This window comes from Catenovulum agarivorans DS-2, from assembly GCF_000568405.1.
GTDB lineage: Bacteria > Pseudomonadota > Gammaproteobacteria > Enterobacterales > Alteromonadaceae > Catenovulum > Catenovulum agarivorans_A.
On record NZ_ARZY01000032.1, the window covers coordinates 1 to 24162 of the forward strand.

The window sequence follows — 24162 nt, forward strand, 5'->3', positions numbered from 1 at the left end:
GAAAAGTGTCCGGCTGGAGTTGACCAGAACATTATACCGAGCTTTCACTTGCCAAAAACAAACTTAAGTAGCAATGCAAACGTCCAGCAAGTAACAAAAGTCACCGCATAAACATATTTGTTGGACTGACTTTTTTCTCCTGCTGCTTGGCCTACTAAAGCCATTAGTCTGGCTTTTTCGCTATATAAAATCGCTAATATCATCAGAAGTAAAACCCCATTCACATAAGGTGTGCCTTGCCAACCAAGCGAAATTGGAATTATGGTTATGCTTAAGTGCATGGGCAATAACATGAGTGACGCGACCAATCTGAATTTATTAAAAAATAGCAGCAAACCAACTAGCAGCTGAGAGACTGCTATAAAATAACCAAACAAGGCCAGTTGGTATTTGCTGAGTTCGTCTATTAACCAGACTGGGCCTATTATATTTGGGAAGTCTGGTACAAGTTTACTCATACCAGCTGAAAAATAGATAACTGCCAGTAATACTTGAAAGCTGGTGATCAGCGATTTGGCTATATCCTTGTTCACCATAATGAACTTTCACCTTGTATGTTTGCTATTTTTCTAACTTTGGTTGTGGATTAGCGACTTTTTGTATCTTCTTTCTGCAATGTGCCACATTAATACACCAAAGCAGATACCTGCAATAGGCCAGATAAGATAGTGGCCAATCGCAGCTTGTGTTGTAAAACCATGTAGAAACGGTTCATTTATAAACGCCATTAAAATAAACATGGGCAATCCATAAAATAACAAGCCAAATTTACAGATAAAATGCCATTTTCCTTGTTTTCGGATGTCTTTCCACGCGGCTATTGTTTTATCTTGCGTCATGCTCTTCTTCTTTAGTTCCACTTTAATTTATTGCCTTTCTAATTCTTGCTGTTGGGGCTGATTGCTGAATATAGTAATAAGTTTTTTAAACAGACCTTTTAGCCAAACATGGGTTTTATAGCTTTGCCAATATAGGGTTGGCACAAATATTAAAGTCACTACTGAGGCAAATAATACCCCAAATGATAAAGCGACCACCATAGGGATCAAAAACTGCGCTTGGTTGCTTTTTTCAAACAGTATAGGCAATAAACCTACAAAGGTGGTGAGCGATGTTAATACTATGGCGCGAAATCTATCAACACCTGCTTGCACCACGGCTTGTTTTACCTCTACCCCTTGGGCGATTAAGTCTTTTAAGCGCGAGAGTAAAACTAGGTTGTCATTTACTACGACACCGGCGCAGGCTAAAAAGCCAAAAAATGACATCATACTAATGTCTAAGCCCAACAATAAATGTCCCCAAACTGCGCCCATAAAGCCAAACGGCACGGCAGTTAACACTAATAATGGTTCCCAGTACGAGCGAAATACAATGGCCATTAAGGCATAAGCTATGGCTAGTGCAATCATTAAGTTGGTTTGCAAACCTTGGGTGAAAGCTTGTTGGGCGCGTAAGTTGCCATCGGTACTTAAATTAATCCCTATATGTTTAAGTTGCCATTGTGGTAAGTAGTCTTGCAACATTTGTTCAACTGTGGCGTTGGCGTCAAACCCTTCTTGAATGTCTGCGGTTATGGCTATGTTACGGCGTCTGTCTACTCTATCAATTTGGCTAAAACCTGGAATTAATTTAACGTCAGCCACGGTTTCAATTGGTACTTGGTAACCTTGAGGGTTGCGAATACGCATGGAGAATATTTCTTCTAAACTACGACGATGCGATTCAGGAAATTTAAGCATTACTCGTACGTCTTCTTTACCACGAGGTATGCGTTGTACCTCTTCGCCATAAATTGCTTGGCGCACTTGCCTTGCTATCATCGCAAGGTCTATGCCCAGTGTTTCAGCATGCGGTTTTAACGACAGTTCTACTTCAACTTTTTCTGATTCTAAACTTGAACGTACATTATGCACGCCTGGGTAACTCGCCAATACTTTAGATACATCGTCTACAGCTGCTTGTTGGCTTGCTAGGTCGTTGGCTGCTATGTTCATATTCAAGAAAATGTCTGATTGGTTGCCACCAAAACTAAAAGCGAGTGAGTAGCTTTTTGCTTCTGGCAGCGGGCCTATCATATCTTGTAACTTGGCCGAAACCTCGTGCACAGGTATAACGTTTCTTTCGGGGATTTCTAATCCTACAAATACGTTGGCATTGCCTGTAACTACATTGGTTTTTATTTCGGTTACAAATGGAATTTGATCGTTTTGCGCTAAAAATTCTTCGTCTTTACTGAGCTCTTGAACTACTTGTTCTATGTGGTTGGCTATACGGACGGCTTCGCTATAGGGCGCACCTTCTGGTAATCCTACATTTACTGAAATAAAGGTTTGTGGAATGTTTGGGAAAAAGGTGGTGTTTAACCATCCACCAATATAGGTTGCCACACTTAAAGCGCAAGCCATGATAAAAGCCATTAATGTGGCTGAGCTTTGTTGCACCATGCTGGTTAATTTTTTGCCGTAGGTGTTTTGCGCAAAGTGTTCCATTTTGTCGGCAAACTTTTGGCGGCTATTTTGTAATTTTGCGAGTGGGGCAAAACTGGCAGTTTTTTCTGGTTTTAAATGGGCCAAATGCGCTGGCAGTATTAATAAACACTCAACCAGCGAGAATATTAAGCTTAAAGTAACCACAAAAAATATAGAGTGGGTGAATGGCTCAACATCCATAGGCACAAACAGCATAGGGGCAAATAAAATAATTGTGGTTAATACTGCCAATACCACAGGTTTTAATACTAGCTGGCTGCCAATAATGGCGGCATCTAATCTATTGTTGCTATTGTTTTTTTGTTGCGCGTATATGGCTTCACCCACCACAATAGCGTCGTCTACCACAATGCCAAGCACAACTAAAAATGCAAACATTGAGAACATGTTTATGGTTACATCAACATAGGTTAATAACCAAATTGCCCCAGCAAATGCGGTTGCTATGCCAACACATACCCAAAGTGCTAATGCTGGGCGTAAAAATAATACGAGTATAATAAATACCAGTATTAACCCGCCTAATGCGTTGTCGGTTAATAATACCAGGCGGCTGTCGAACAGCTCTTTCATTTCGTAGTTGATGTCAATTTGCATGCCTGCAGGTAGATTTTTTTGTAAATCGAGTAGGTAGTTACGTGCGTTTAATGTACCAGCGAATAGGTCTGGGTCGTCGCTGATCATTACTTGAAAATCAACTGCTTTTACCCCGTTAAACTTCACCGACATATCTTGTTCAACAAAACCGTCTGTTACTTGGGCAACATCACCTAAACGTATTTCGCGGCCAAAATTGTCAGACTTAACCACTATGTCGGCAAAGTCTGCTGCGCTATAAGCTTGGTTACGTGTTTGAATTTGAATGTTACCAACCGATGATTTTATCGTACCTGCAGGTAAATTCATTGAGGCGTTGCGAATGGCTTGCGCTATTTGGTCGAAAGTTAAGTTGTATTTTCGTAGCTGGTATTCAGATAATTCAATGCTGACTTCATCTGATTTAGTGCCGGTATAGTTAACGGTCGACACACCTTCTAGCAGCGCCATTTCATCGGCTATTTGTTGTGCTTTTGCTTTCATTAATTTGTCGTCAGCATTGCCCGACAAGGTGAAAAACATTAAGGGTACACGGTAAATTTGCTGGCTAATAATCGGCCGTTCGGTATTACCCGGAAAGGTGTTAATCGCATCTACGCGCAGTTTTATGTCGGCCAGTGCATCTTTTATCGGGTAACCTTCAATAATTTCGACAGACACATTGGCACTACCGTTATAGGCATTTGAACGAATTTGAAAAATACCGGGTAAATCGGCAATGGCTTCTTCTATGCGGGTAACAATTTGTTGTTCAACTTCTCGTGGCCCTGCACCTAAGTAGGCCATGTTAATGTTGACTATGTTGGTTTCGGTTGCCGGAAACACTTCTTTTTCAACTTCTTCTACACCGTATATACCACCAATGAAAATTGTGAGCATTAATAGGTTGGCAGCTACCGAGTTTCTGGCAAACCATGCAATTATTGAATTCATTTGGCTTTGCCTCTAATTGTTTTGTGCTATTTTTGTGGTTGACTCTACGTCTGTACCTGGCGACAGAAATCCAAGTTTGCTGATTATTACTTGGCTACCGTCGGTTAATTGCTTGCTGCTAATCCACACTTGCTCTGCGGTTTTGCCAACAACTGTCACCGTTTGTTGTTCTATTTGGCCATCTTGATTAATGATATAAATTTGGTTGCGTTTGAATAAGGCTTGTTTTGGTAGCTCAACCAATTGTTCAAGTGGTTTGCTGGTGATATTGCCATTTACAAATAGGCCGACTAATAAGGGTAAGCCGTGTTGTGATTTTTGTGCCTTGTGTTCAACCGTTACAATTAAATCAAGCATGCGTGTGTTGTTGTCTATTGCGGCGGATATACGTTCTATTTTCCCGCTCCATTGGTGTTGCTGCCCAGCGTAAAAACTTTCTAGTTGAACCAGTTGTGCTGTTTGCTGTGCTTGTGTGCTGTTCGACAATTGAATAATTGAGTTATCTATTAATGCTGCTTGTTGTTCGGTTAATGGTAATTTTACTTGTACTTTACTGGTGTCAAAAATACTGGCCAGCGGTGCGCCTGGGCTAACAAATTGGCCTACACCAACTAAGGTGTGTTCTATTCTGCCGTCAAACGGTAAGGATATTTTAGTGCGGCTTAAATCTAATTTTGCTTTGTTTAAACTGGCTTGGGCTGCTGCGTACCTTGCTTGCGCTGCGCTTAATTGTGGCTCTCGTTTAAATAGGGCATTTGCTTCGGCACTGCCTAGCTCTTGCCATTGGCGCTGTGCTTCTTGGGCGAGTGCTTGTTCTGTTGCAAGTTGCATTTTAGCATCCGCCAATGACGCTTGTGCTTGGGCTAAAGCAAACTGGTAGTCGCTGTCATCTAATTCAATTAACACTTGGTTTTGTTGAAATGCACCACCGTCGGCAAAAGTATCGGCAACCTTGACTATTTTGCCACTCACTTGCGCCATAAGTTGTGAGCTACGAATGGGCTCTACCACGCCTTGGCTGCTAACCGTTACTTGTTGGGTGGCCTTTTCAACCACTATGGTTTCAACCTGTGTTTTTACAACAGCTGTTTCGGCTGGTGGGGCTGGTTCTGGTTTAGGTTTGGCGGTTGCTACAAAAAAAATGATGATTGAACTAGGAATCAGTATTTTTAGTGTCAATGGTATTTTGGCGAACATCTTAGCGGTGGCTCCTGCAGTAAAAGAAAGTCCTCAAGCTAATTTAACACTCTATTGTTGTTTGCTATACATTTTAACAAATGCATACGTATGCATTTGTATGGTGAATAAAAGTCAAAGTCAGTTACCATCATGACTGTTTAAATATTAAATTTATTATTCACATATGATTAATAAAATGTAAAGATACTCATATTAGTTGCAATAAAATCTAATTTAAAAGGCGAGCAAAATATGAAAATAATGTCATATGCATCAGTATTGGTCGGCGCGAGTGTACTTGCCGGCTGCCAATTGACGAGTCAGAATGATAAATCACTTGTAAAACCACCGAGCAGCGAGTTGAGCACACCTGTTGGCTACCAGTGGCAGGTTATTGACAATATGTCTGATGAGTTTGAAGGTTCGGAGCTTGATAAGCAAAAATGGCGTGATCACATCACCACTTGGAAGGGACGCCCGCCCGCGGAGTTTCTACCTAAAAACGTTGCGGTTGCCGATGGTAATTTATTGGTTAAAACTTCAACTCATCCAAACCCATCAGAAAAATATACCATGGCGGGTGGAGCTGTTTCAGGTAAACATCAGGCGACATATGGTTATTTTGAAGCTAGAATTAAAGCGTCGAACACGCGAATGTCGACAACTTTTTGGTTGCATTCAGACAAACATGAAAATCAGCAACTTGGATGCGAACGAAAACACGCTATTGAAATTGACATTTTAGAGGCTATCGGTGGTTGGTATTCGTCTTTTTGGTCAAGCCAAATGCATTCAAATACTCACTACAAATCTTATCAGTTAGATGAAACGGGTAAATGTGTGCGATCGCCATATCTGTCAAAAGGGGCGAAGCATCAGCACGATGCAAAATTGGCTGACGACTATCACCTATTCGCAGCTTGGTGGGTAAACCCTAACTTAGTACATTTTTATTTTGACGGTCAATTGATGGGCACGGTAAATGTGGCTCACGACAAAGATCAAATACCTTTTAATGGGCCAATGTCATTGCGCATGGTTGCTGAGACCTACGACTGGCAAAAAAATATCGTACCTGCTGGTAAACCACATTATCCAACTGCTCAAGAGCTAGATGATCCTAGTATTAATACTGCATATTATGATTTTGTTCGCAGTTATCAATTGACGCCCAAAGCGACAAATTTAATGAGTAATGCTGATTTTGAACAAGCTGATTTACAAAATTGGCAGCTACACAAAGCGGAGATCGCGCAAGGTTTAGGCATGAGCTATACCCATGATGCTGGATTGCATATTCGCGCGGGCGGGCAAGCAGAATATCAACTGCGTGGCATTAAAGATGGAAACTATCAGTTGTCTTTTTATGCTCGAACAGCGAAAGCCAACGCTGCAGCCAAAGTGGAAGTGATAGACGCCAACGGCAATGTAATGGCGCAACAGAGCTTAACTGCAAACCAGTTTACGCCTTATCAATTATCGCTAACAAACCTTCAAGCAGGTGGAAAAATTCGTTTTGTTGCCAGTAGCGGCAGTGCGGTTGCGATTGATACTTTGGCATTCGAGAAAAACTAGGGGGGTGATATGCTAAGTTTTAACAAGGTTTGGCTTGTATGTTTAACGAGCCTGCTGTTTGCTTGTCAATCGGCTGAAGAAACAGCTATTGCTATAGACAAAGCGCAAACTCAGACGAAGGCGCATTCGAACCCGAATGTTGTGCTGATTCTAATTGATGATTTAAGTCACTATGGCGTAACAGCCTATGGTGCCAATAAATTACATAGTTATGATGGAGAATTCACCAACAAAGAATTCGCAACTCCAAATATAGATCAGTTGGCTAAAACAGGTGTGCGTTTTGACAACGCATTTGCTTATCCTATTTGTGAAAATACCCGAATAGCATTGATGAGTGGTAAGGTTAACGATGCTAATTATTTGCAGCCGAAATCTCAGCATAGCTCGGATATTACCTTTGGTGATGCATTTAAAAAAGCAGGTTATACCACAGGGTTATTTGGTAAGTGGAAACAAACACGTGGCACTAAAGAAGTTGCCGGTAAAGATTATATTGCTGAATTTGGCTGGGATGACTATGCGGCCTTTGATGTCGTTACCGAAGGGCAAAGGTTTATTAACCCTAACCTAGTCATCAATGGTAAAGAGTACAATTATAATGGCCGCTCAGATGTGGACCCAGCAACAGGTCGCCGATGGTACGGACCTGATATTGTGAATCGCCATGCACTAGAATTCATTGATAATAACAAAGACAAACCGTTCTTCTTATATTACCCGATGATTTTGGTTCATGATGATCACAAACCGACGCCTGATACTAAACCTAACAGCATCTTCGATAACTTTCCAGAAAACGCTGATTACAATAATACCCGTGGCGACGACAGAGAATATTTTCCTGACATGATCGAGTATATGGACAAGCTGATTGGTAAAGTGGTTAATAAATTAGAGCAAGCGGGTGTACGTGAAAACACCTTGATTGTCGTTATGGGCGATAATGCAACAAAAGAAACCTTCGGCCATATTCTACCTGACGGAACTATTTATCCTGGCCGCAAAGGTGGCAACGCCGACAATGGCATACACGTACCACTTGTGGTTAATTTTCCAGGTGTAGTTCCAGCCAGCAACAATCATGACTATCGAAGTTATGATGGCTTAACCTATGTAACTGACATATACCCAACTATTGCAGATGCTGCTGGCATTGAAATGCCAAATGCGGAGCAGGTTGAAGGCAAAAGCTTTTGGCCGCAAGCTATAGGTAAAAACAGCAATGAACATAGAGACTATATTTATGCGTGGTATATCGGTAACTCAAAATACACTTCAGATGAAGAGTTATTGCGGTATGCGTTTACCAAAGAGTTTAAGCGATATGCACCAGATAAATTTTTTCCAAAAGGACGGTTTTTTGATTTACGCTCAGACCCATTAGAAAGAGTCGGTGATGTGGTTGAAAAACGACGTTGGGGCGTTTTACGCTACAGTGGTTTGGATACAAATAATCTCACGGCTGAGCAACAACAGGCATATGATTATTTGGGCAAAGTATTAGATCAGCATCAAATGGTTCGCGTGACAGGGCTTAAACTTATCGCACCAAAAAACCAATTGTCTGTTGGCGATAGCATTCAATTGCAAGCGCAAGTGCTGCCTGAAAATGCAACTCGAAAAGGTGTTGTTTGGGAGAGTTCTGATCCTTCAGTAGCGACAGTTGATAAGTTTGGTCAATTGGTTGCACATAAAGCAGGACAAGTGACTGTTCGTATCTTCTCTTGGGACGATGCTTATCCTGTTAGCGCCAATCGTCAGCAAACCTATTATCGAAATGGAGTAACTGCCAGCAAAAGCTTTACCATCGGTCGTTAAAGCTTCCAGTCAAAGTGAGCCACTAGGCAAAATTTAAAAGGTTAACTGCCGTTTGGGCAGTTAACCTTTAATTGCGGTAGTAAAAGCTTTACCACCAAGTTGTATAGAAAGTAACAAGGATAATAGTGCAGCCTAGCGCCGCTAGGTTAAATCCTTTTGTGGTTGAAAAGTTGACTTCTGACAACGCAACCGTGTCCGAACTGGTGTAACCTTTGTTTCGCAATGAAACTATAGCTGTTACAACCAAGCATAGAACAAACACTAAACCGATGCGGTCCATAAACGGCAACTCAGGCCAAATAAATCTTAATGCAACCGACGCAACTGCTGAACAAATCGCAGCTGCTAATGCGCCTTCCGATGTGGTCTTCGACCAGAACATACCCATTAAGAATATTGCAGTGATACCTGGCGAGAACAAGCCGGTGAATTCCTGAATGTATTGGAATGCTTGATCAAATTTACCTAACAAAGGCTCAGCCATTAAATAAGCGATAATGAGTGACAGTACAGTGGCTAATCGACCAACGGTAATATAATGATGTTGGTTTTTATTTGGCTTCAGTGGCTTGTATATATCCATGGTAAATATGGTTGAAATACTATTGGTCATAGAAGCAAGAGAAGACACTATCGCGGCAACTAATGCTGCAAATACCAAACCTTTAATACCCTCTGGCATTAAGTTCATCATAGAAGGATAAGCTTGGTCCGGTTTGACTAAATCTGGATACAAAATCACCGCAGCAATACCTGGCAATACCACTATTAATGGCATTAGCAGTTTTAAGTAAGCAGCAAAGGCGATACCTTTTTGCGCTTCTTTTAAATCTTTTGCAGCTAGAGCACGTTGAATAATGTATTGATTAAAACCCCAATAACCAATATTCATCACCCATAAACCACCGACTAATACAGATATACCCGGCAGGCTCATATAGTTTGGATTGTCAGAAGATAAAATCATGTCGAAGTGACCAGGTGCTTTGTCAGTTAAAATACTGAAACCAGCAACAATACCATCCCCTTCAGCAATTAAATCAAGTGCCAAGTAACTTAATAACAAACCACCAAATACCAACAATACCACTTGGATAATGTCTGTATAAGCAACGGCTTTTAAGCCGCCGTAGGTTGAATAAGCGACCGAAAACACAGCTAAAAACATCATACCGTAACCCCAGCCAATGCCTGTAACTGTTTCGATTGCCAACCCGCCTAACCATAAAACTGAAGTCAGGTTTACAAAGATATACACAGCGAGCCAAAATAGTGCGAGGGTCGTTTTTATACGGCTATCAAAACGCTGCTCTAAATATTGCGGCATTGTATATATTTGGTTTTTTAAGAAGATGGGTAATAAATATTTACCGACTAATACTAGGGTAATAGCCGCCATCCATTCGTAAGATGCAATGGCTAAACCAATCGCGTAACCTGAGCCTGACATACCTATGATTTGTTCGGCTGAGATATTTGATGCAATCAGTGACGCGCCAATGGCCCACCAAGGCAGTGCTCGACCAGCCAAAAAGTAATCTTTGGTGTCTTTTTCATGGTTTTTCTCGTCGCGCGAAATCCACAATGCAATTGCCAATAAGGCAACTGCGTAGATAACCACAACGGCTATATCAACATTAGCTAAGTTCATTATGTTATTCCTATTATTATTAAGCTAGTGCTCGCCAAGGGAATTGACCCTGCTGCAAGGCTGGCTGCAGCTGCTTGTAGCCTTGGGTAAATGCCTCAACAAATACTGGGTTTTCAGCCAAGTCTTGCGGAAATACGCTATCGAGTGATAAAAATAGTTTCGCGTCATGCGTTGGCTCATCATTACATTGCTTGGCAATTGCAAATAATGCTTGTGCAAGTGGATCGACCAATTCTGCTTGTGCCATATAACGTTTTCTGCAGAATAAACACCAAGCTGCCAAAGCAACAGATAAGTGTTTAACGGGTAAGTTATTGGCTAAATTATGGCTGACAATCGGGATAATTCGCATTGGTAGTTTTTGCGAGCCATCCCAAGCAATTTGTGCCAGTAAGTGGCGGATAGCTGGGTTGCGAAAACGCTGTAAAATGTCTTGGCTATATGCCTGTACATCCAGCTCCTTAGGGGCAACAAAAGATGGAATTACTTCTTGCAGAATAAGTTGGCTAATAAATTCAACTAAGGCAGGCTGCTGCATTGCATCGTGTACAGTTTCAAGGTCTGCCAATACGCCAATGTAGGCCATTGTTGAATGTGGGCAGTTTAATAAACGCAGTTTAGCGTTTTCAAATCCTTGTACATCCGAAGTGAGGGTTGCGCCAACTTTTTGCCACTGTGGTGCATCAGCTGGCAGGGTGTCTTCTATTACCCATTGGACAAAAGATTCACGTTTAATCGGCCAATTATCTGCAAGTTTAATTTGCTCTGCCACTTGTGCACGAAGTGCATCGTCAGTTGCCGGTGTAATGCTGTCAACCATGGTACAAGGGCTAAGTAAATTTTCATCTAACCAGCTTGCCAGAGCGGGATCTTTTTGTTGGGCAAATTGAATTATCGCCTGGCGTAATTTTTTTCCATTGTCGGTTACATTGTCACAGCTCAAAACTGTAAAAGGTTTAAGCCCTAAGGTTTTTCGCTCAGCTAGTGCCGCTGTTAATAAGCCTATTGCAGTCACAGCTTGCTGACCTTGCAGGTCTTGCTGTATGTCTGGATTTTGCAGATCAAGTTCACCTGCTAGATTCAAACAATAGCCTTTTTCTGTGATTGTCATTGAAACTAATTTTGTTGTTGACGCTGTTAGTCGTTTGAATACCTGCGGGTAATCTTGTGCAGCAACCAATACTTCTTTAATAGAGCCAATAACTTCGTAAGCTGTTTGCTTGTCTAGTTCAGCTAAGGTGTAAAAACCATCTTGTGGGTTGAGGGCTTGACTGACTCCTGCCGAACGCATCGAAACACAGCTTATAGCCCAATCCCCACCAAATTGTTGCATTAATTTATGGGTATACCATGCTTGATGGCCTCTGAAAAATGCGCCTGGACCCAAATGCACTATACCTATTTCAGGTTGTTGTGAAGCAAAGCGGTATGTTGGTATGGAGATACCTTCTATTGATTGAACGGTTTTCGATTGCAATTGTTGCATAGCCGTATTCCTATTTATTTGTGAATATACTCAAAAATAATACATAATTTATATTCACTTGTTAATGTTTATATATGGAATTTGGTTGTTTTTTTGTGGTTTAATGTTAACCAAATTGGTTTTATTTTCAACATTTTATTTATAACTCTTTGATTATTAGTTATTTGTGTAAAAAATGGCTGATTCATTCAAAGGCAGGTTTGCAGTGTTTTTTTAGATCTCATATTAAAATTACGAAATTCACAAGTGAAAATAATAATTGATCTTTGTGCATATTTGATTATAGTGAGCATATTAAAAGAAACAATTTGTTAAATTGGGTGTAACACATATGGCAGGTTTAAAAAACAAATTTATTCAAAGCTCTGTTGCTTTAGCAATATTAACGGCTATCAGTGGTTGTGGTAGCACATCACCTTCTGGCGAATCTAACCACGCTGCAAATTCAGAGCACGCAGACAAGTTGGCTCAAATCGAAGAAGTTGCTAATCAAGGGCCATATAAGGCTTCGTTTGATTCCTTTACACAGTATGAAATTCCAGCTTGGTATCAAGATGCCAAATTCGGCATCTTCATTCACTGGGGCGTATATTCAGTACCTGCATATAATGGCGAATGGTACCCGCGCAAAATGTATCGTGATGAAAAATGGTCAGATGAAAAAGAGCATCATGCTAAAACTTGGGGCCCGCAAACTGAGTTTGGTTACAAAGACTTTGTGCCAATGTTTAAAGCTGAAAAATTTAATGCCGATGAGTGGTTACGCATAATTAAAAATTCAGGTGCTAAATATATTGTTCCTGTTGCCGAGCATCATGACGGCTTTTCAATGTACGATAATTCTTACACCCGTTGGGACTCGGTTGAAATGGGGCCAAAACGCGACATTATTGGTGAATTAAAAGTTGCGACGGAAAAAGCTGGATTACACTTTGGTTTGTCTAGCCATAGAGCTGAGAACTGGTGGTTTTTTGATGGTGGTCGAGAGATGCCGTCTGATGTGCAAGATGATGCATACCGAGATTTATATGGCCCGGCGGTCAATAAAGCGTCAACCGAAGCTGGCATAACGCCTGTTTCACAAGAATTCCTAGACGATTGGTTATTAAGAACCGTTGAGTTGGTTGACAAATATGAGCCTGAACTGATCTGGTTCGACTGGTGGATCGCACAAAAGCAATTCCATGAACATGTACAAAAGTTTACCGGTTATTACTATAACAAAGGGGTAAATTGGGATCGCATGCCTGCATTAAATTATAAAGAACATCATGATTTACGTTCTTTCAAACCAGGTAGTGCAGTACTGGATATTGAACGCGGCGCAATGACGGATATTCATCCGCACTTTTGGCAAACTGATACTTCGGTTTCTAAATCTTCTTGGGGTTATGTGACCAACCATAAATATCGTGATGCCAACTCATTAGTTGATGACATGGTCGACATTATTAGTAAGAACGGTTCGTTATTACTCAATATTGGTCCCAAACCAGATGGCACTATTCCTGACGAAGAAATCAAGCTTCTGGCGGAAATTGGCGACTGGTTAAAAATGAATGGTGAAGCAATTTACGAAACTCGCCCTTGGGTTGTGTTTGGTGAAGGTGAAACTGAAGTTCCAGACGGTAAGCATGCAAATGATGCTGAAAAACACCGTAAAGACTTTAACAGCAGTGATATTCGTTTTACCAAAAATGGTAATACAGTTTATGCAACTGTATTAGCTTGGCCTGGTAGCGGCAAAGAAATTACTATCCGCGCGGTTAACAAGCAGAATTTGCCTCAGAAAATTAAAAGCGTATCTATGATTGGCGCCGGTGAACTTGCTTTTAGCCAGACCGACAAAGGGTTAAAAGTGGTACTGCCAAATCAATCGCCTTCAAAATATGCGCAAGTCATTAAAATTAAGATTTAGTGTTTAGTGTGTGTAGTGCGGCCCTCGGGTGTTGGATAAATACTCGTTGGGCCTTTTTTACACTTTATTGTCTCTAAGTTTCTTCGAGTGGAACCTCTCATTTACTACTTTTAGATTAGTCGTTTATGAGAGGTTTTCGTTTATCTGGTTGATTAAGATTTACAGCCTTTGCTGCCTTTGGGTAGTGCTACAAGTCCTATATTAGCTACTTCAATGTCGAGCTTCCCTTGTGTCGAAATACTAACAATGTTGGTGACTTGGCTAAAATCCATGGTACTTTTGTGACTAAAACAATTGAGCGGTAAGGTCAGCATGCTCCACTCTTGCTCTGGAAGCTTTTTTAACTGATGCTTAATTGGGATTTTCCCTGAGCATTTATTAGAATACTTACATTGCATTGAAATAAACACGTTTTCAGAAGGTGATCTGTTTACTTTTAACTCAATTGCTATCGCTGCTTGATCTTCTACCTGTGCAATATCTATTTTGTGTTTACCCAGTGCAAAAAACGAATCGTTTAAAGTATTACCGCCCCACTGATTTTTAACTTTTTTACCTTTCCAAGTAATTCGCAGAGCATCATTGTTTCCATCCTTACTGCTCGGCTCAACCAATAAGTTGCCGCGAGGTGTTTTTGCTTGCTGATTTTCCACTGGCACAAAGTAGTTTAAAGCATTTCCAACATATGCTTGCCACTGAGGAACAGCTTGGCCTGACTGGATATAGCTTACCAATGGGTCTTGGGCGAATGATGTGCTTGAGCCGCATACTGCGATCCCAAATAATATTGATTTATATAGTTTCATAGCTCCACCTTTTTTGTATGTAAATTTAATGTGTTGAATATAATTGTTGCATAATGGTTATAAATAAGTCAATTTTCATTGGTTTATTGCTCGGGTATTATGTATATCTAATTGATATTACGTGATTTTGTTTATGTGTTACCTGTGAAATTTAAAGGGTTTTATCGAGGTTAAATATGAAATCTTCTGTTTATATGGAAAAATAGTGCTGGTATTTTTGCTGGTCAATGTTAAGATTGATCTATTAACGCTATTTTTTATTGGGAGATTGCTCACATGAGATCTATTGTATGTGTCGAGCCAGGCAAATTAGAAAGCCAAATAAAGGACAAGCCAGTTGCTGCTTCAGGTGAAGTATTAGTTAAGATTAAATCAATTGGTATTTGTGGTACGGATATTCACGCATTTGGCGGCAACCAACCTTTTTTTAGCTATCCAAGAGTTTTAGGACATGAGCTATCGGGCGAAATTGAAGCCGTTGGTGAGGGTGTAGATTTACCAATTGGCCAGGCCGTTTATGTTATTCCTTATATAAGCTGTGGTAAATGTGTCGCTTGCCGAAAAGGTAAAACTAATTGTTGTAGTAATATCGAAGTTATTGGTGTTCACCGCGATGGTGGCATGTGCGAATATTTAGCAGTACCCGCTTCTGCAGTCGTAAAAGCAGATGGCCTGTCATTTAATGATATGGCGGTAGTTGAATGTTTAGCAATTGGTGCGCATGCGGTTCGACGTGCACAAATTAGCCAACAAGATACCGTTCTTGTGTTGGGCGCTGGGCCAATTGGTATTGGTGCATTACAATTTGCTCAAGAAGCTGGGGCGAAAGTTTTAGTTGCCGATGTTAAGCAAGAAAAACTCGACTTTTGTCGTAAAGAATACCAAGTTGATGGTGTTGTTGATGTAACTGCTGATGTTGAAGCTCAGTTAAGAGATTTGACACAAGGTGATTTTCCTTCTGTTATTATCGATTGTACTGGCAATCTAAAAGCAATGCAGTCTGCTTTCACCCAACTCGCACATGGTGGCACAATCGTATTTGTCAGCGTCGTTAAAGGTGACGTATCTTTTACTGATACGGAGTTTCATAAACGTGAAACAACTTTGTTAGGTAGCCGTAATGCGACCCTTGAAGATTTTGAGCATGTTGTAGCTTGTCTAAAAGCTGGAACCGTTAAAAGTAGTGCGTTAATTACCCACACAACTAAATTTAGTGGTTTAGTTGAAAGCTTTACCCAATGGGTCAAACCTGAAAGTGGTGTCATTAAAGCAGTAGTAGAGATGGATTAAAACCATGAAGATTGATTCGCACCAACATTTTTGGCGTTATAACCAAGCAGATTATGGCTGGATTGGCGAGCAAGAGCAGGTGCTAAAACGAGACTTTTTACCCAGCGATTTAGCCCCTATATTATCAAGCAACCAGCTGGATGCTTGTGTAGCGGTACAGGCGCGTCAATCAGACTCTGAAACTCAATGGTTAATCGAGCTAGCTAACGACAACTCATTTATTAAAGCTGTCGTTGGTTGGATCGATATTGCAGCTGATACCTTGTCAGAACAATTAGCGCAATATGCTTCCCATCCCGTGCTAAAAGGTTTTAGGCATGTGATCCAAGATGAACCTGACGCTAACTTCATGTTAAGGCCTGAGTTTATTCGTGGCCTTAAAGTTTTAGCCAAGCATGATTATTGTTACGACTTACTGATTTTTGCCAAACAATTACCTCAAGCGATTGAATTGGTTAAGAGCATACCTGAACTACCTATTGTGGTTGATCATATTGCGAAACCCGAAATTGCCGCTGATATAGGCTTTGCACAATGGCAAACATATATGCAGCAAATTGCAGATTGCCCTAATACCATGTGTAAAGTATCAGGCATGGTGACCGAAGCGGATCATCAAAACTGGCAAGCTGAAGATTTTCAAAAATACCTAGCGGCGGTATTCGATGCTTTTGGCCCGCAGCGGATCATGTTTGGATCAGATTGGCCTGTGTGTTTGTTGGCTGCTGAGTATTCACAAGTTAAAGCAATTGTTGAAGACTTTGTAAAAACAAATTATCCGCAACAATTTGCTGCGATATTTGGTGGCAACGCGCAAACTTTCTATCGAATTTAACTTATTAATTTCCTCTAGCTGACAGTATGAATAAATTACCTAAAATCATTTTTGGCACCAGTAGTCTCGGTAACTTGTTTGTTGAATTAGATAATGCAACCAAATGCCAACTGGTTAAAGCTGCGATCGACAATAGCCCTGAACAGATTATTTTTGATAGTGCCGGCAAGTATGGTGCAGGTTTGGCGCTTGAAAGTTTGGCAGGGTGTTTGGCTGAATTGGCAGTTGCGCCAGGGAAAATCAAGATTAGTAATAAACTGGGTTGGAAACGTGTGCCGCTGACAACAGACGAACCGACTTTCGAACCGGATGCTTGGATTAACCTTAAGCACGATGCTGTACAAGATATTTCTTATCAGGGCATTTTAGATTGTTACCAACAAGGTAATGAATTGTTGTCGCCTTACAGTGCTGACATTGTTTCAGTGCATGACCCAGATGAATATCTAGCGGCTGCTGCTGATGAATCTGACCTAGAGCGGCGAAAAGCCGATGTACTCGGCGCATACAAAGCACTGCAAATGCTGCGCGATTCTGGACAAGTTGAATCTATAGGCGTGGGTGCAAAAGATGTATCGGTAATCGACTTTATCAGCGAGCATGTGCAGTTAGACTGGGCTATGTTTGCTTGTTCTCTTACCCCGTACACTCACAAAAAATCGACGTTAGATTTATTGGTTAAATTGGGTAGACAAGGTGTGACTGTAATCAACTCTGCGGTATTTAATGCAGGGTTTTTGCTTGGCAGTGATAATCTCGATTACAAAAAAGTATCGCGGCAAACCCATCCTGCACAATTCGCGTGGCGAGATAAATTCAATCAATTGTGTGACGAATTCCAAATTCATCCAGCGCAAGCGTGTGTGCAATTCTCCTTTTTGTTCAAGCAAGTGCAATCTATTGCATTGAATTCAAGTTCAGCTAAGCGGATTAAGAGCAATATTATGCTAACGGAAGCTGAAATCCCTATGCAGTTTTGGCAAGCCATGGCTGATCAAGGGTTGATTGACCAGCAAGTTTTTGCCTATATTTGAGGTTACATATAAAGGTATGTTGGTGTTTACATACCTTTAAGGTTATTAAAAAAGGCCGCATTACTCATGCGGCCTTTTTGTTTGGCTAAATAATCTATAATGTCACACCATTTTTCCAAATGGCGACTTCGCGATTATCGTTTTTCTCGTTGTTGGTTTTAGCACCCGAAGCAACTTGCAGAATATAGTCAAACAACTTGTCTGCACACTCGTCTACACTCATGTCTGAATCTAAAATTTGCCCAGCATTAAAATCAATCCAATGGGGTTTGCGTTCAGCTAAACCCGAGTTACTTGAAATCTTCACAGTTGGTACCGGGAAACCCAATGGCGTGCCTCTACCTGTCGTAAATAAAATTATATTAGCGCCAGCGGCTGCTAAAGCCGTAGAAGATACTGCATCATTTCCTGGGGCCTGTAGTAAGGTTAGACCGGCATTTACACTCGCCTTACCACCATAGTCGATAACTTCGTTAATTATCGCTTTACCGCCTTTTTGAATGGCCCCCAGCGACTTCTCTTCTAATGTGGTTAAGCCTCCGGCTTTATTGCCTGGCGATGGGTTTTCATAAATAGGTTGATTATTATCAATGAAGTACTGCTTAAAATCGCTAACCAGCTTAACGGTTTGATTAAAAATTTCTTCAGATTGAGCTCTGTCCATCAATACTTGCTCGGCACCAAACATCTCTGGAGTTTCCGTTAAGATCACACGGCCACCAAATTGAGTTAGCTTATCTGTGACTCGGCCAACAATCGAGTTTGCGGTTAAGCCGCTAAAACCGTCTGAACCGCCGCATTTCATCCCCAGTGATAGTTTAGATACAGGTTGTTGTGTACGTTGATCGCTAGCCATTTGTTGTAATAGCGCTTCGACACACTCTACGCCTGTTTCAATTTCATCCGTTACTTCTTGCGAATTGTAATAGCGAATGCGTGACTCATCTAACCCAGTAATATCGCCGATTAACTTTGACAACTGGTTGTTTTCACACCCTAACCCAACAACCACTATACCACCTGCATTTGGGTGTTGAATCAAACTAGCGAGTAAGTTTTTGGTATTCGACAAGTCATCACCCAACTGCGAGCAACCGTAGGGGTGGGTAATAGCAATAAAGTCGTCGGCTTGGCCTGCGTATTTTTGTTTGCAAATATCCGTTATGCGTTTCGCTGCTTGATTGACACAACCTACGGTATTAATTATCCAAATTTCGTTGCGAATGCCAACTAAACCATTATTGCGCTGGTAGCCCATAAAACTAGGTACCTTGTCAGCAATGCTTGGAGCTGCTACTTGATTGTTGTAATGATAACGCTCGGAACCATCTAATTTAGTTTTTAAGTTAAGGCTGTGCACGTGGTGCCCTACACGAATATCACAGGTTGCTTGGCCAATACTATAGCCGTACTTAATCACGTCTTCACCAGCAGCGATTGCTTTTATGCAGACTTTGTGGCCCGCTGGAACGTCATCTAGCAGTTCTATTTTGCGCGAGTTGTGTTCAAACACTTCGCCTTTGCTAAAAGGTTGAATTGCGACAACGACATTGTCGTCGTTGTGTACTTGAATAAATTGACGTTTGATAGGCTGTTTTGTTGAATTTTTCATAACTACACTCATAAAAATGATTATTTATAAAATTTACCATTTGTATATGAATTTGTTAACTGTTATGTTTATACTTATTGGTATTAATTAGAATAAATTGCCATAACTTGTTTACAATTTACTATTTGTTCGGCAGTCTAACCTAATTTAAACAATTATAACAATATGATGACTATTTAAAATTTGAACGTTGTCATTTACATAAACTTGTTATTTAGACAAATGGGGTAACAATGAATACAAGCATCAATCAAGTTGCTGATGAACCTGCGGTAGAAAGTCGCGACGACAGCAACAAAATAAAAATTTTAGAAAAGAAATATATCTTTCCATTTATATTAGTTGCGTCTCTGTTTCCGTTGTGGGGATTTGCTAACGACATTACTAATCCTTTGGTTAAAGCGTTCAAAGACATATTCTTAATATCGAACGCGCAAAGTAGTTTAGTGCAGTTTGCGTTTTACCTTGGTTACGGTGTAATGGCCATTCCGGCGGCTATTTTTATTCGCAAGTTTTCCTACAAAGCGGGGATTTTGCTCGGTTTGGCTTTATACGCTGTTGGCGCATCTTTATTTATACCTGCGTCTATGTTTGCCGAGTTTGGTTTTTTCTTGGCCGCTTTATGGATATTAACCTGTGGATTGGCTTTGTTAGAAACAACGGCTAACCCATATGTTTTGTCTATGGGCCATCCAGATACTTCAACGCAGAGACTTAACTTAGCCCAGGCATTTAACCCAATTGGCTCGTTGACGGGGATGTTTATCGCGTCGAGCTATATTTTAGGTGAGCTGAAAGTAGAGGAGTTTCGCGCAGCCGAAAAGGCATCAAACCCCGAATACAGCAACATGTTACCCTCAGTGGTCGATGGTAAACTAACCCAAGCACTGCAGGATTTTTCGATCAATAGCCCTGCAGAACATCAAGCTATGCAAGCTGCTGATTTATTAACTGTGCGCGGACCTTATGTCGCGATAGCTTTAGTGGTTGCTGTACTGTTTTTTGTATTCTTGTTCAGTAAATTACCACGTACTATTTCCCATGATCACCCATTAACCAAAAAAGAACTTAAAGATACTTTTGCTCGATTATTAGCGAACAAATGCTATTTAGAAGGTGTACTTGCTCAAGCGTTTTACGTTGGCGCACAAATTATGTGTTGGACTTTTGTCATCCACTACGGCATGACTTCGGTTGGTTTAACCGCAGCTGAGGCTCAACAGTATAATATGGTCGCAATGGGGATTTTCTTGGTGAGTCGTTTTGTTTGTACTTTTTTACTCGGCTTCTTCCGACCAGGTCAATTGTTGATGATATTAGCAGCCGGTGGTTTTGCGTTTACGCTTGGAACCATATTTATTGGTGGTATGACAGGCTTATATTGTTTAATCGCGACATCAGCATGTATGTCTTTAATGTTCCCAACAATTTATGGGATTGCACTAAAAGGTATGGGCGACGACGCTAGTTTAGCTTCTGCTGGTCTAGTTATGGCCATTGTGGGCGGTGCATTAATGCCACCAATGCAAGGTGCGTTAATTGATGGCAGCGAATTAATATCAGGCTTGCCATCGGTACAAACCTCTTTCGTATTACCACTTATCTGTTTTGTGGTTATTTGTGCGTACGGTTTTAGAGCGCATAATAAATATAAGGTTTAGTTTGCAACTTTGAGATAGACACTAACAAAAAGGCCGTTGTTGCTGTGAGCAACAACGGCCTTTTGTTTTGTTTGATTGGCAAGATATAAGTAGACGCTATTAACTCTGGTTAACTAACTCTTAGATTGATGAATTTGTGCTAAAAACTCAATATGGCTAGGCAATTTTTGTACTTCGCTTGAGACAGCGTTTTTTACATTATTAAAGAAAAATGCTACGTCTGCATCAGAATAGTTTTGTGAAAGAGTAGGGGCGTTAAACTGCATTTTTTGCCCTGTTAATACCTGCAACCAGCTCTCAAATGCAAATAAACTTCCTTCTGGTAAATCAATAAAACCTGTTTGTTTAAACTGGTTTAGTTTGTCGGTAAGTGAATCTGGCAATGGCATATTTTTAACATAACACCAAAACTCGCTGTCAGTTCTGTTAGTTGTGCAGTAGTGGGCAATTAAAAAATCACGAGTAGCGAGGGCATCTTGGTAAAAGTTGTTATTAAATGTGTCAGCTTCTTGCTGCCTATTTTTGCCGTATCTAAACGCATTCATTAGCTCTAATGAAAACTTATGCGTCATATGAATACTGGTAGACTCTAACGGCTCTAAAAAGCCACTAGATAAACCAATAGCCGCAACGTTATTTACCCAAGGTGTCTTTAAACAGCCTGTGGTAAATTTTAACGTGCGAAAGTCTGTTATTTTGCTATCTGAACTGAGCGCTTGTGCAAACTCATCTTGCGCCTGCTGTGGCTCAATAAATTGGCTTGCATGCACATATCCGTTACCAGAACGAGTAGTCAACGGAATTTGCCAACGCCAACCCGCCGACATTGCAATTGATTTTGTATAAGGGTGGGGCGCTTGGTTATTTTCAGTTTGTACTACAACGGCGCGGTCGCAGGGTAAGTAGTCTCGCCAATGCAAAAATTCAGCTTTAAGCTGTTTCTTAATCAATAAACCTTGTTCACCCGAACAGTCTACAAAAAAATCGGCTGGTACAGTATCACCGGTATTTAAATGCAATTTTTCAATATCGCCATTTGTACCGCAAACAACATCAGTAACAGTTGCGGGGATAAAATTGACGCCCATTTTAGTTGCATATACTTTTAAGTATTTAGCCAATAAAGATGCATCAAAATGATATGCATGGAACAACTCTGTTAGCGGGAAAAAATAATTGTCAGGCGCATTATCAGGCCGCTTGGATGCATAAGCAAATTTGCCCGTATACGCAGCGTGCGCGGTTGGTAAAAAACTGTGAATCGGCGCTAGATTTAGTTCTTGTTGGTAGGCCATCCAAGTTTGCGTAAATGAATTATCATGAAAGTTTGGCTGCATTTTGCCAAAGGCATGCATATAGCTATCACCAATGTCTGACCAGTGTTGAAAGTGGATGCCAAATTTAAAGGTGCCAGCAATGTTTTTAAGTAAGTCTAATTGGTCTATTTGTAAAAAACGCGCCAGCATAATAATTGGTGGAATGGTCGCTTCACCAACACCAACTGTTGGAATATCTGGGCTTTCAATTACACTTATTTTAAAGCCTTTTTCTATCAGGCCTTTAGCGAGTACAGAGGCGGTTATCCAACCTGCCGTGCCGCCACCGACTATGGTGATGTGTTGTGGACGGGTGAAGTTTGCCATAAAGCTTTAACTCCTAAACAGAAAAACTCACTTAAGCGAAACACCTAAGTGAGTTTAAAATTACATATCTATCACGACCTGCGCTAGTTAATCAGACGTAACAGGGGCAATTCGAATATTGTCTATATACACATCAACTGCTTTTCCTGGCGCACTAATGTATAGATCCATGCGGCCAAGTACTGTGTATGCCGACCAGTCTTTAGACGATTTTTCTACCGTTATTGTAGACCAACCATCTGCATTGGCGGCAGATACATCGTGTTTCCACCAGCCATCCCATCTTTCAGGCCAACCGCCTTGTGGGATTGCTCTAAACCAGCCTTCCACTGTGCCGTTATTAGATTTAATGTCAAATGTTAGCTTATAGGTTTTACCATCGTTAGAACCTAAGTGCTGAGGTGCAACACTTGGTGCCAAATTAATACCAACATTTTTAGAACCGTCCGAGGTAATATGTAAACTTCTGTTACCAGCGGTAGATGTACCTTCTACTGACTCTAATACAGTGCCCGCAGGGTTTTCCCAATAGTTTGTCCAAGGCTCAATTTCTGCTTTTTCGAAACTAGAGTTAAAGCTATAAAGTATGTTTGAGTTCTGCTTAACATTTACCATAATGCTATCGGTAAAACCTTGAGATTCAGTTTTAACCGTCAGTACACCTGATTCATATGTTTTAATGCCAGTCAACGCCCCTTTGTCAGATATCTCGAAGAAACCTGGTGCAGATGAATTCCAGCTAACGTTTTTGTTCGAGTCAGCCGTTTCATTTTGGAATAGTACATTTGCACCTAAAGTAATGGTTTGCCCTTCTTCAACCACAATTGTTTCGATTGATTGTCCTTGATTAGTAATATCAACGCCAATCGGTTTAGTTGAATCTGTCACTACGGTTAACGGCTTCGTTGCGGTAATGCCATCATCATAGGTTTTACCAATAAGATTAGCAGTGCCCGTTGCTACAGCAGTTACAGTGCCATCCGCTGCTACAGTAAATACTGAAGTATCAGAGCTTGACCAAGTAATCTCTTTAAACGTTGTGTTTGCTGGCATAATCGATGTTTCGATTTGGACAGATTGGCCGACAGGTATCTCAGCGTTGTCTTCTGCTAAGATGTCAACTTGTTCTGCTTTAACCTCTTCACCGACAATTTTTATTCTTAAATTCTGTAGTACCTCTTCGTTAGAGCCATTGTCCAAATAATAAGTAAAATCGTACTCCGCTGATTCTTGATACTCTAAAATATCTAACCAAGCGCTAGGATTAACAAAAACCTTCTCTCCCTGTTTAACTATTGATTCAGGGGGAAGATCCGCATTTTGTGGTACATCCAATTCCTCTCCTGCATCATCAACGTATACTATGCGTTTAAATTTTGTTGTAAAAACCCTTCGCTCAGGATGAGGGTTTGTTAAACCCTGTATCAAATCGTAAGCTTTTGCGGATTCTGTTTCGCCGACTTCGATAAGGATGTTAGTGTTGGCAACCTCTACAGGTTGAATTTGACTGGAGTCCACACTATCACCAATTTCATATTCATCACCACAGCCTGCTATACCTTGGAGAACAGCAAGGGCTAGGATTGATTTTGTTACATAATTTCTATTCATTTTTTTTCACCTAAAACT

General features: G+C 40.8%; 17 protein-coding genes. 7 read left to right on the forward strand and 10 right to left on the reverse strand.

The genetic code is table 11. From position 1 onward, the window contains the following. Positions 1 to 44: 44 nt before the first annotated feature. The 4 genes from DS2_RS14775 to DS2_RS14790 are packed head-to-tail and all read right to left on the reverse strand — an operon-like array spanning position 45 to position 5219. Complete coding sequence (locus DS2_RS14775; protein ID WP_035015602.1) at positions 45 to 536, reverse strand: hypothetical protein; 492 nt, start codon at positions 534 to 536, stop codon at positions 45 to 47. A gap of 33 nt (positions 537 to 569) precedes the next feature. Then, positions 570 to 839 carry a hypothetical protein gene (locus DS2_RS14780; protein WP_035015603.1) on the reverse strand — a complete coding sequence of 90 codons (270 nt, stop codon included), beginning with the start codon at positions 837 to 839 and terminating at the stop codon, positions 570 to 572. Between the two features lie 27 nt (positions 840 to 866). Further along, on the reverse strand, positions 867 to 4022 hold the full coding sequence (locus DS2_RS14785) for an efflux RND transporter permease subunit (protein ID WP_051479913.1): 3156 nt from the start codon (positions 4020 to 4022) through the stop codon (positions 867 to 869). A gap of 12 nt (positions 4023 to 4034) precedes the next feature. Continuing rightward, positions 4035 to 5219: an efflux RND transporter periplasmic adaptor subunit gene (locus DS2_RS14790; RefSeq protein WP_035015604.1), complete on the reverse strand. Its 1185-nt coding sequence runs from the start codon at positions 5217 to 5219 to the stop codon at positions 4035 to 4037. A 234-nt stretch (positions 5220 to 5453) separates the two neighbouring features. Here DS2_RS14790 and DS2_RS14795 point away from each other — a divergent pair, with 234 nt between their 5' ends. Beyond that, positions 5454 to 6776 (forward strand): family 16 glycosylhydrolase, encoded by a 1323-nt coding sequence (locus DS2_RS14795; protein WP_051479914.1) that lies wholly within the window; start codon positions 5454 to 5456, stop codon positions 6774 to 6776. Between the two features lie 9 nt (positions 6777 to 6785). Further along, complete coding sequence (locus tag DS2_RS14800) at positions 6786 to 8597, forward strand: sulfatase-like hydrolase/transferase (RefSeq protein WP_081754294.1); 1812 nt, start codon at positions 6786 to 6788, stop codon at positions 8595 to 8597. Between the two features lie 88 nt (positions 8598 to 8685). Here DS2_RS14800 and DS2_RS14805 read toward each other — a convergent pair whose 3' ends face one another. Next, a complete protein-coding gene (locus DS2_RS14805) occupies positions 8686 to 10248 on the reverse strand; it encodes a sodium/sugar symporter (RefSeq protein WP_035015605.1) in 1563 nt (520 codons plus the stop codon). Between the two features lie 19 nt (positions 10249 to 10267). Beyond that, positions 10268 to 11734, reverse strand: coding sequence for a mannitol dehydrogenase family protein (locus tag DS2_RS14810; protein ID WP_051479915.1), 1467 nt, complete (start codon positions 11732 to 11734; stop codon positions 10268 to 10270). Between the two features lie 331 nt (positions 11735 to 12065). Here DS2_RS14810 and DS2_RS14815 point away from each other — a divergent pair, with 331 nt between their 5' ends. Then, positions 12066 to 13652: an alpha-L-fucosidase gene (locus DS2_RS14815; protein WP_152537619.1), complete on the forward strand. Its 1587-nt coding sequence runs from the start codon at positions 12066 to 12068 to the stop codon at positions 13650 to 13652. 152 nt (positions 13653 to 13804) lie between these two features. On the opposite strand, the gene DS2_RS14820 is transcribed toward DS2_RS14815, so the two are convergent. Further along, positions 13805 to 14458 carry a putative glycoside hydrolase gene (locus tag DS2_RS14820; protein WP_051479916.1) on the reverse strand — a complete coding sequence of 218 codons (654 nt, stop codon included), beginning with the start codon at positions 14456 to 14458 and terminating at the stop codon, positions 13805 to 13807. A 276-nt stretch (positions 14459 to 14734) separates the two neighbouring features. Here DS2_RS14820 and DS2_RS14825 point away from each other — a divergent pair, with 276 nt between their 5' ends. From DS2_RS14825 to DS2_RS14835, 3 genes are read left to right on the forward strand one after another with little or no spacing between them, the layout of a single operon-like run. Continuing rightward, complete coding sequence (locus DS2_RS14825) at positions 14735 to 15748, forward strand: zinc-binding alcohol dehydrogenase family protein (protein ID WP_035015607.1); 1014 nt, start codon at positions 14735 to 14737, stop codon at positions 15746 to 15748. A 4-nt stretch (positions 15749 to 15752) separates the two neighbouring features. Beyond that, entirely contained in the window at positions 15753 to 16583 is an 831-nt protein-coding gene (locus DS2_RS14830) for an amidohydrolase family protein (protein ID WP_035015608.1), read from the forward strand. Positions 16584 to 16609: 26 nt separating this feature from the next. Further along, positions 16610 to 17617, forward strand: a complete 1008-nt coding sequence (locus DS2_RS14835; protein WP_035015609.1) for an aldo/keto reductase — start codon at positions 16610 to 16612, stop codon at positions 17615 to 17617. Positions 17618 to 17711: 94 nt separating this feature from the next. Here the strand turns inward: DS2_RS14835 and DS2_RS14840 are convergent, their stop codons facing one another. Beyond that, a complete protein-coding gene (locus tag DS2_RS14840; RefSeq protein WP_035015610.1) occupies positions 17712 to 19229 on the reverse strand; it encodes a UxaA family hydrolase in 1518 nt (505 codons plus the stop codon). A 233-nt stretch (positions 19230 to 19462) separates the two neighbouring features. Between DS2_RS14840 and fucP the strand changes: the two genes are divergently transcribed. Beyond that, complete coding sequence (fucP, locus tag DS2_RS14845; RefSeq protein ID WP_035015611.1) at positions 19463 to 20890, forward strand: L-fucose:H+ symporter permease; 1428 nt, start codon at positions 19463 to 19465, stop codon at positions 20888 to 20890. Between the two features lie 113 nt (positions 20891 to 21003). Here the strand turns inward: fucP and DS2_RS14850 are convergent, their stop codons facing one another. Next, positions 21004 to 22533, reverse strand: a complete 1530-nt coding sequence (locus DS2_RS14850) for a tryptophan halogenase family protein (protein WP_035015612.1) — start codon at positions 22531 to 22533, stop codon at positions 21004 to 21006. Positions 22534 to 22620: 87 nt separating this feature from the next. Beyond that, complete coding sequence (locus tag DS2_RS14855) at positions 22621 to 24144, reverse strand: Ig-like domain-containing protein (protein ID WP_035015613.1); 1524 nt, start codon at positions 24142 to 24144, stop codon at positions 22621 to 22623. Positions 24145 to 24162 lie beyond the last annotated feature (18 nt).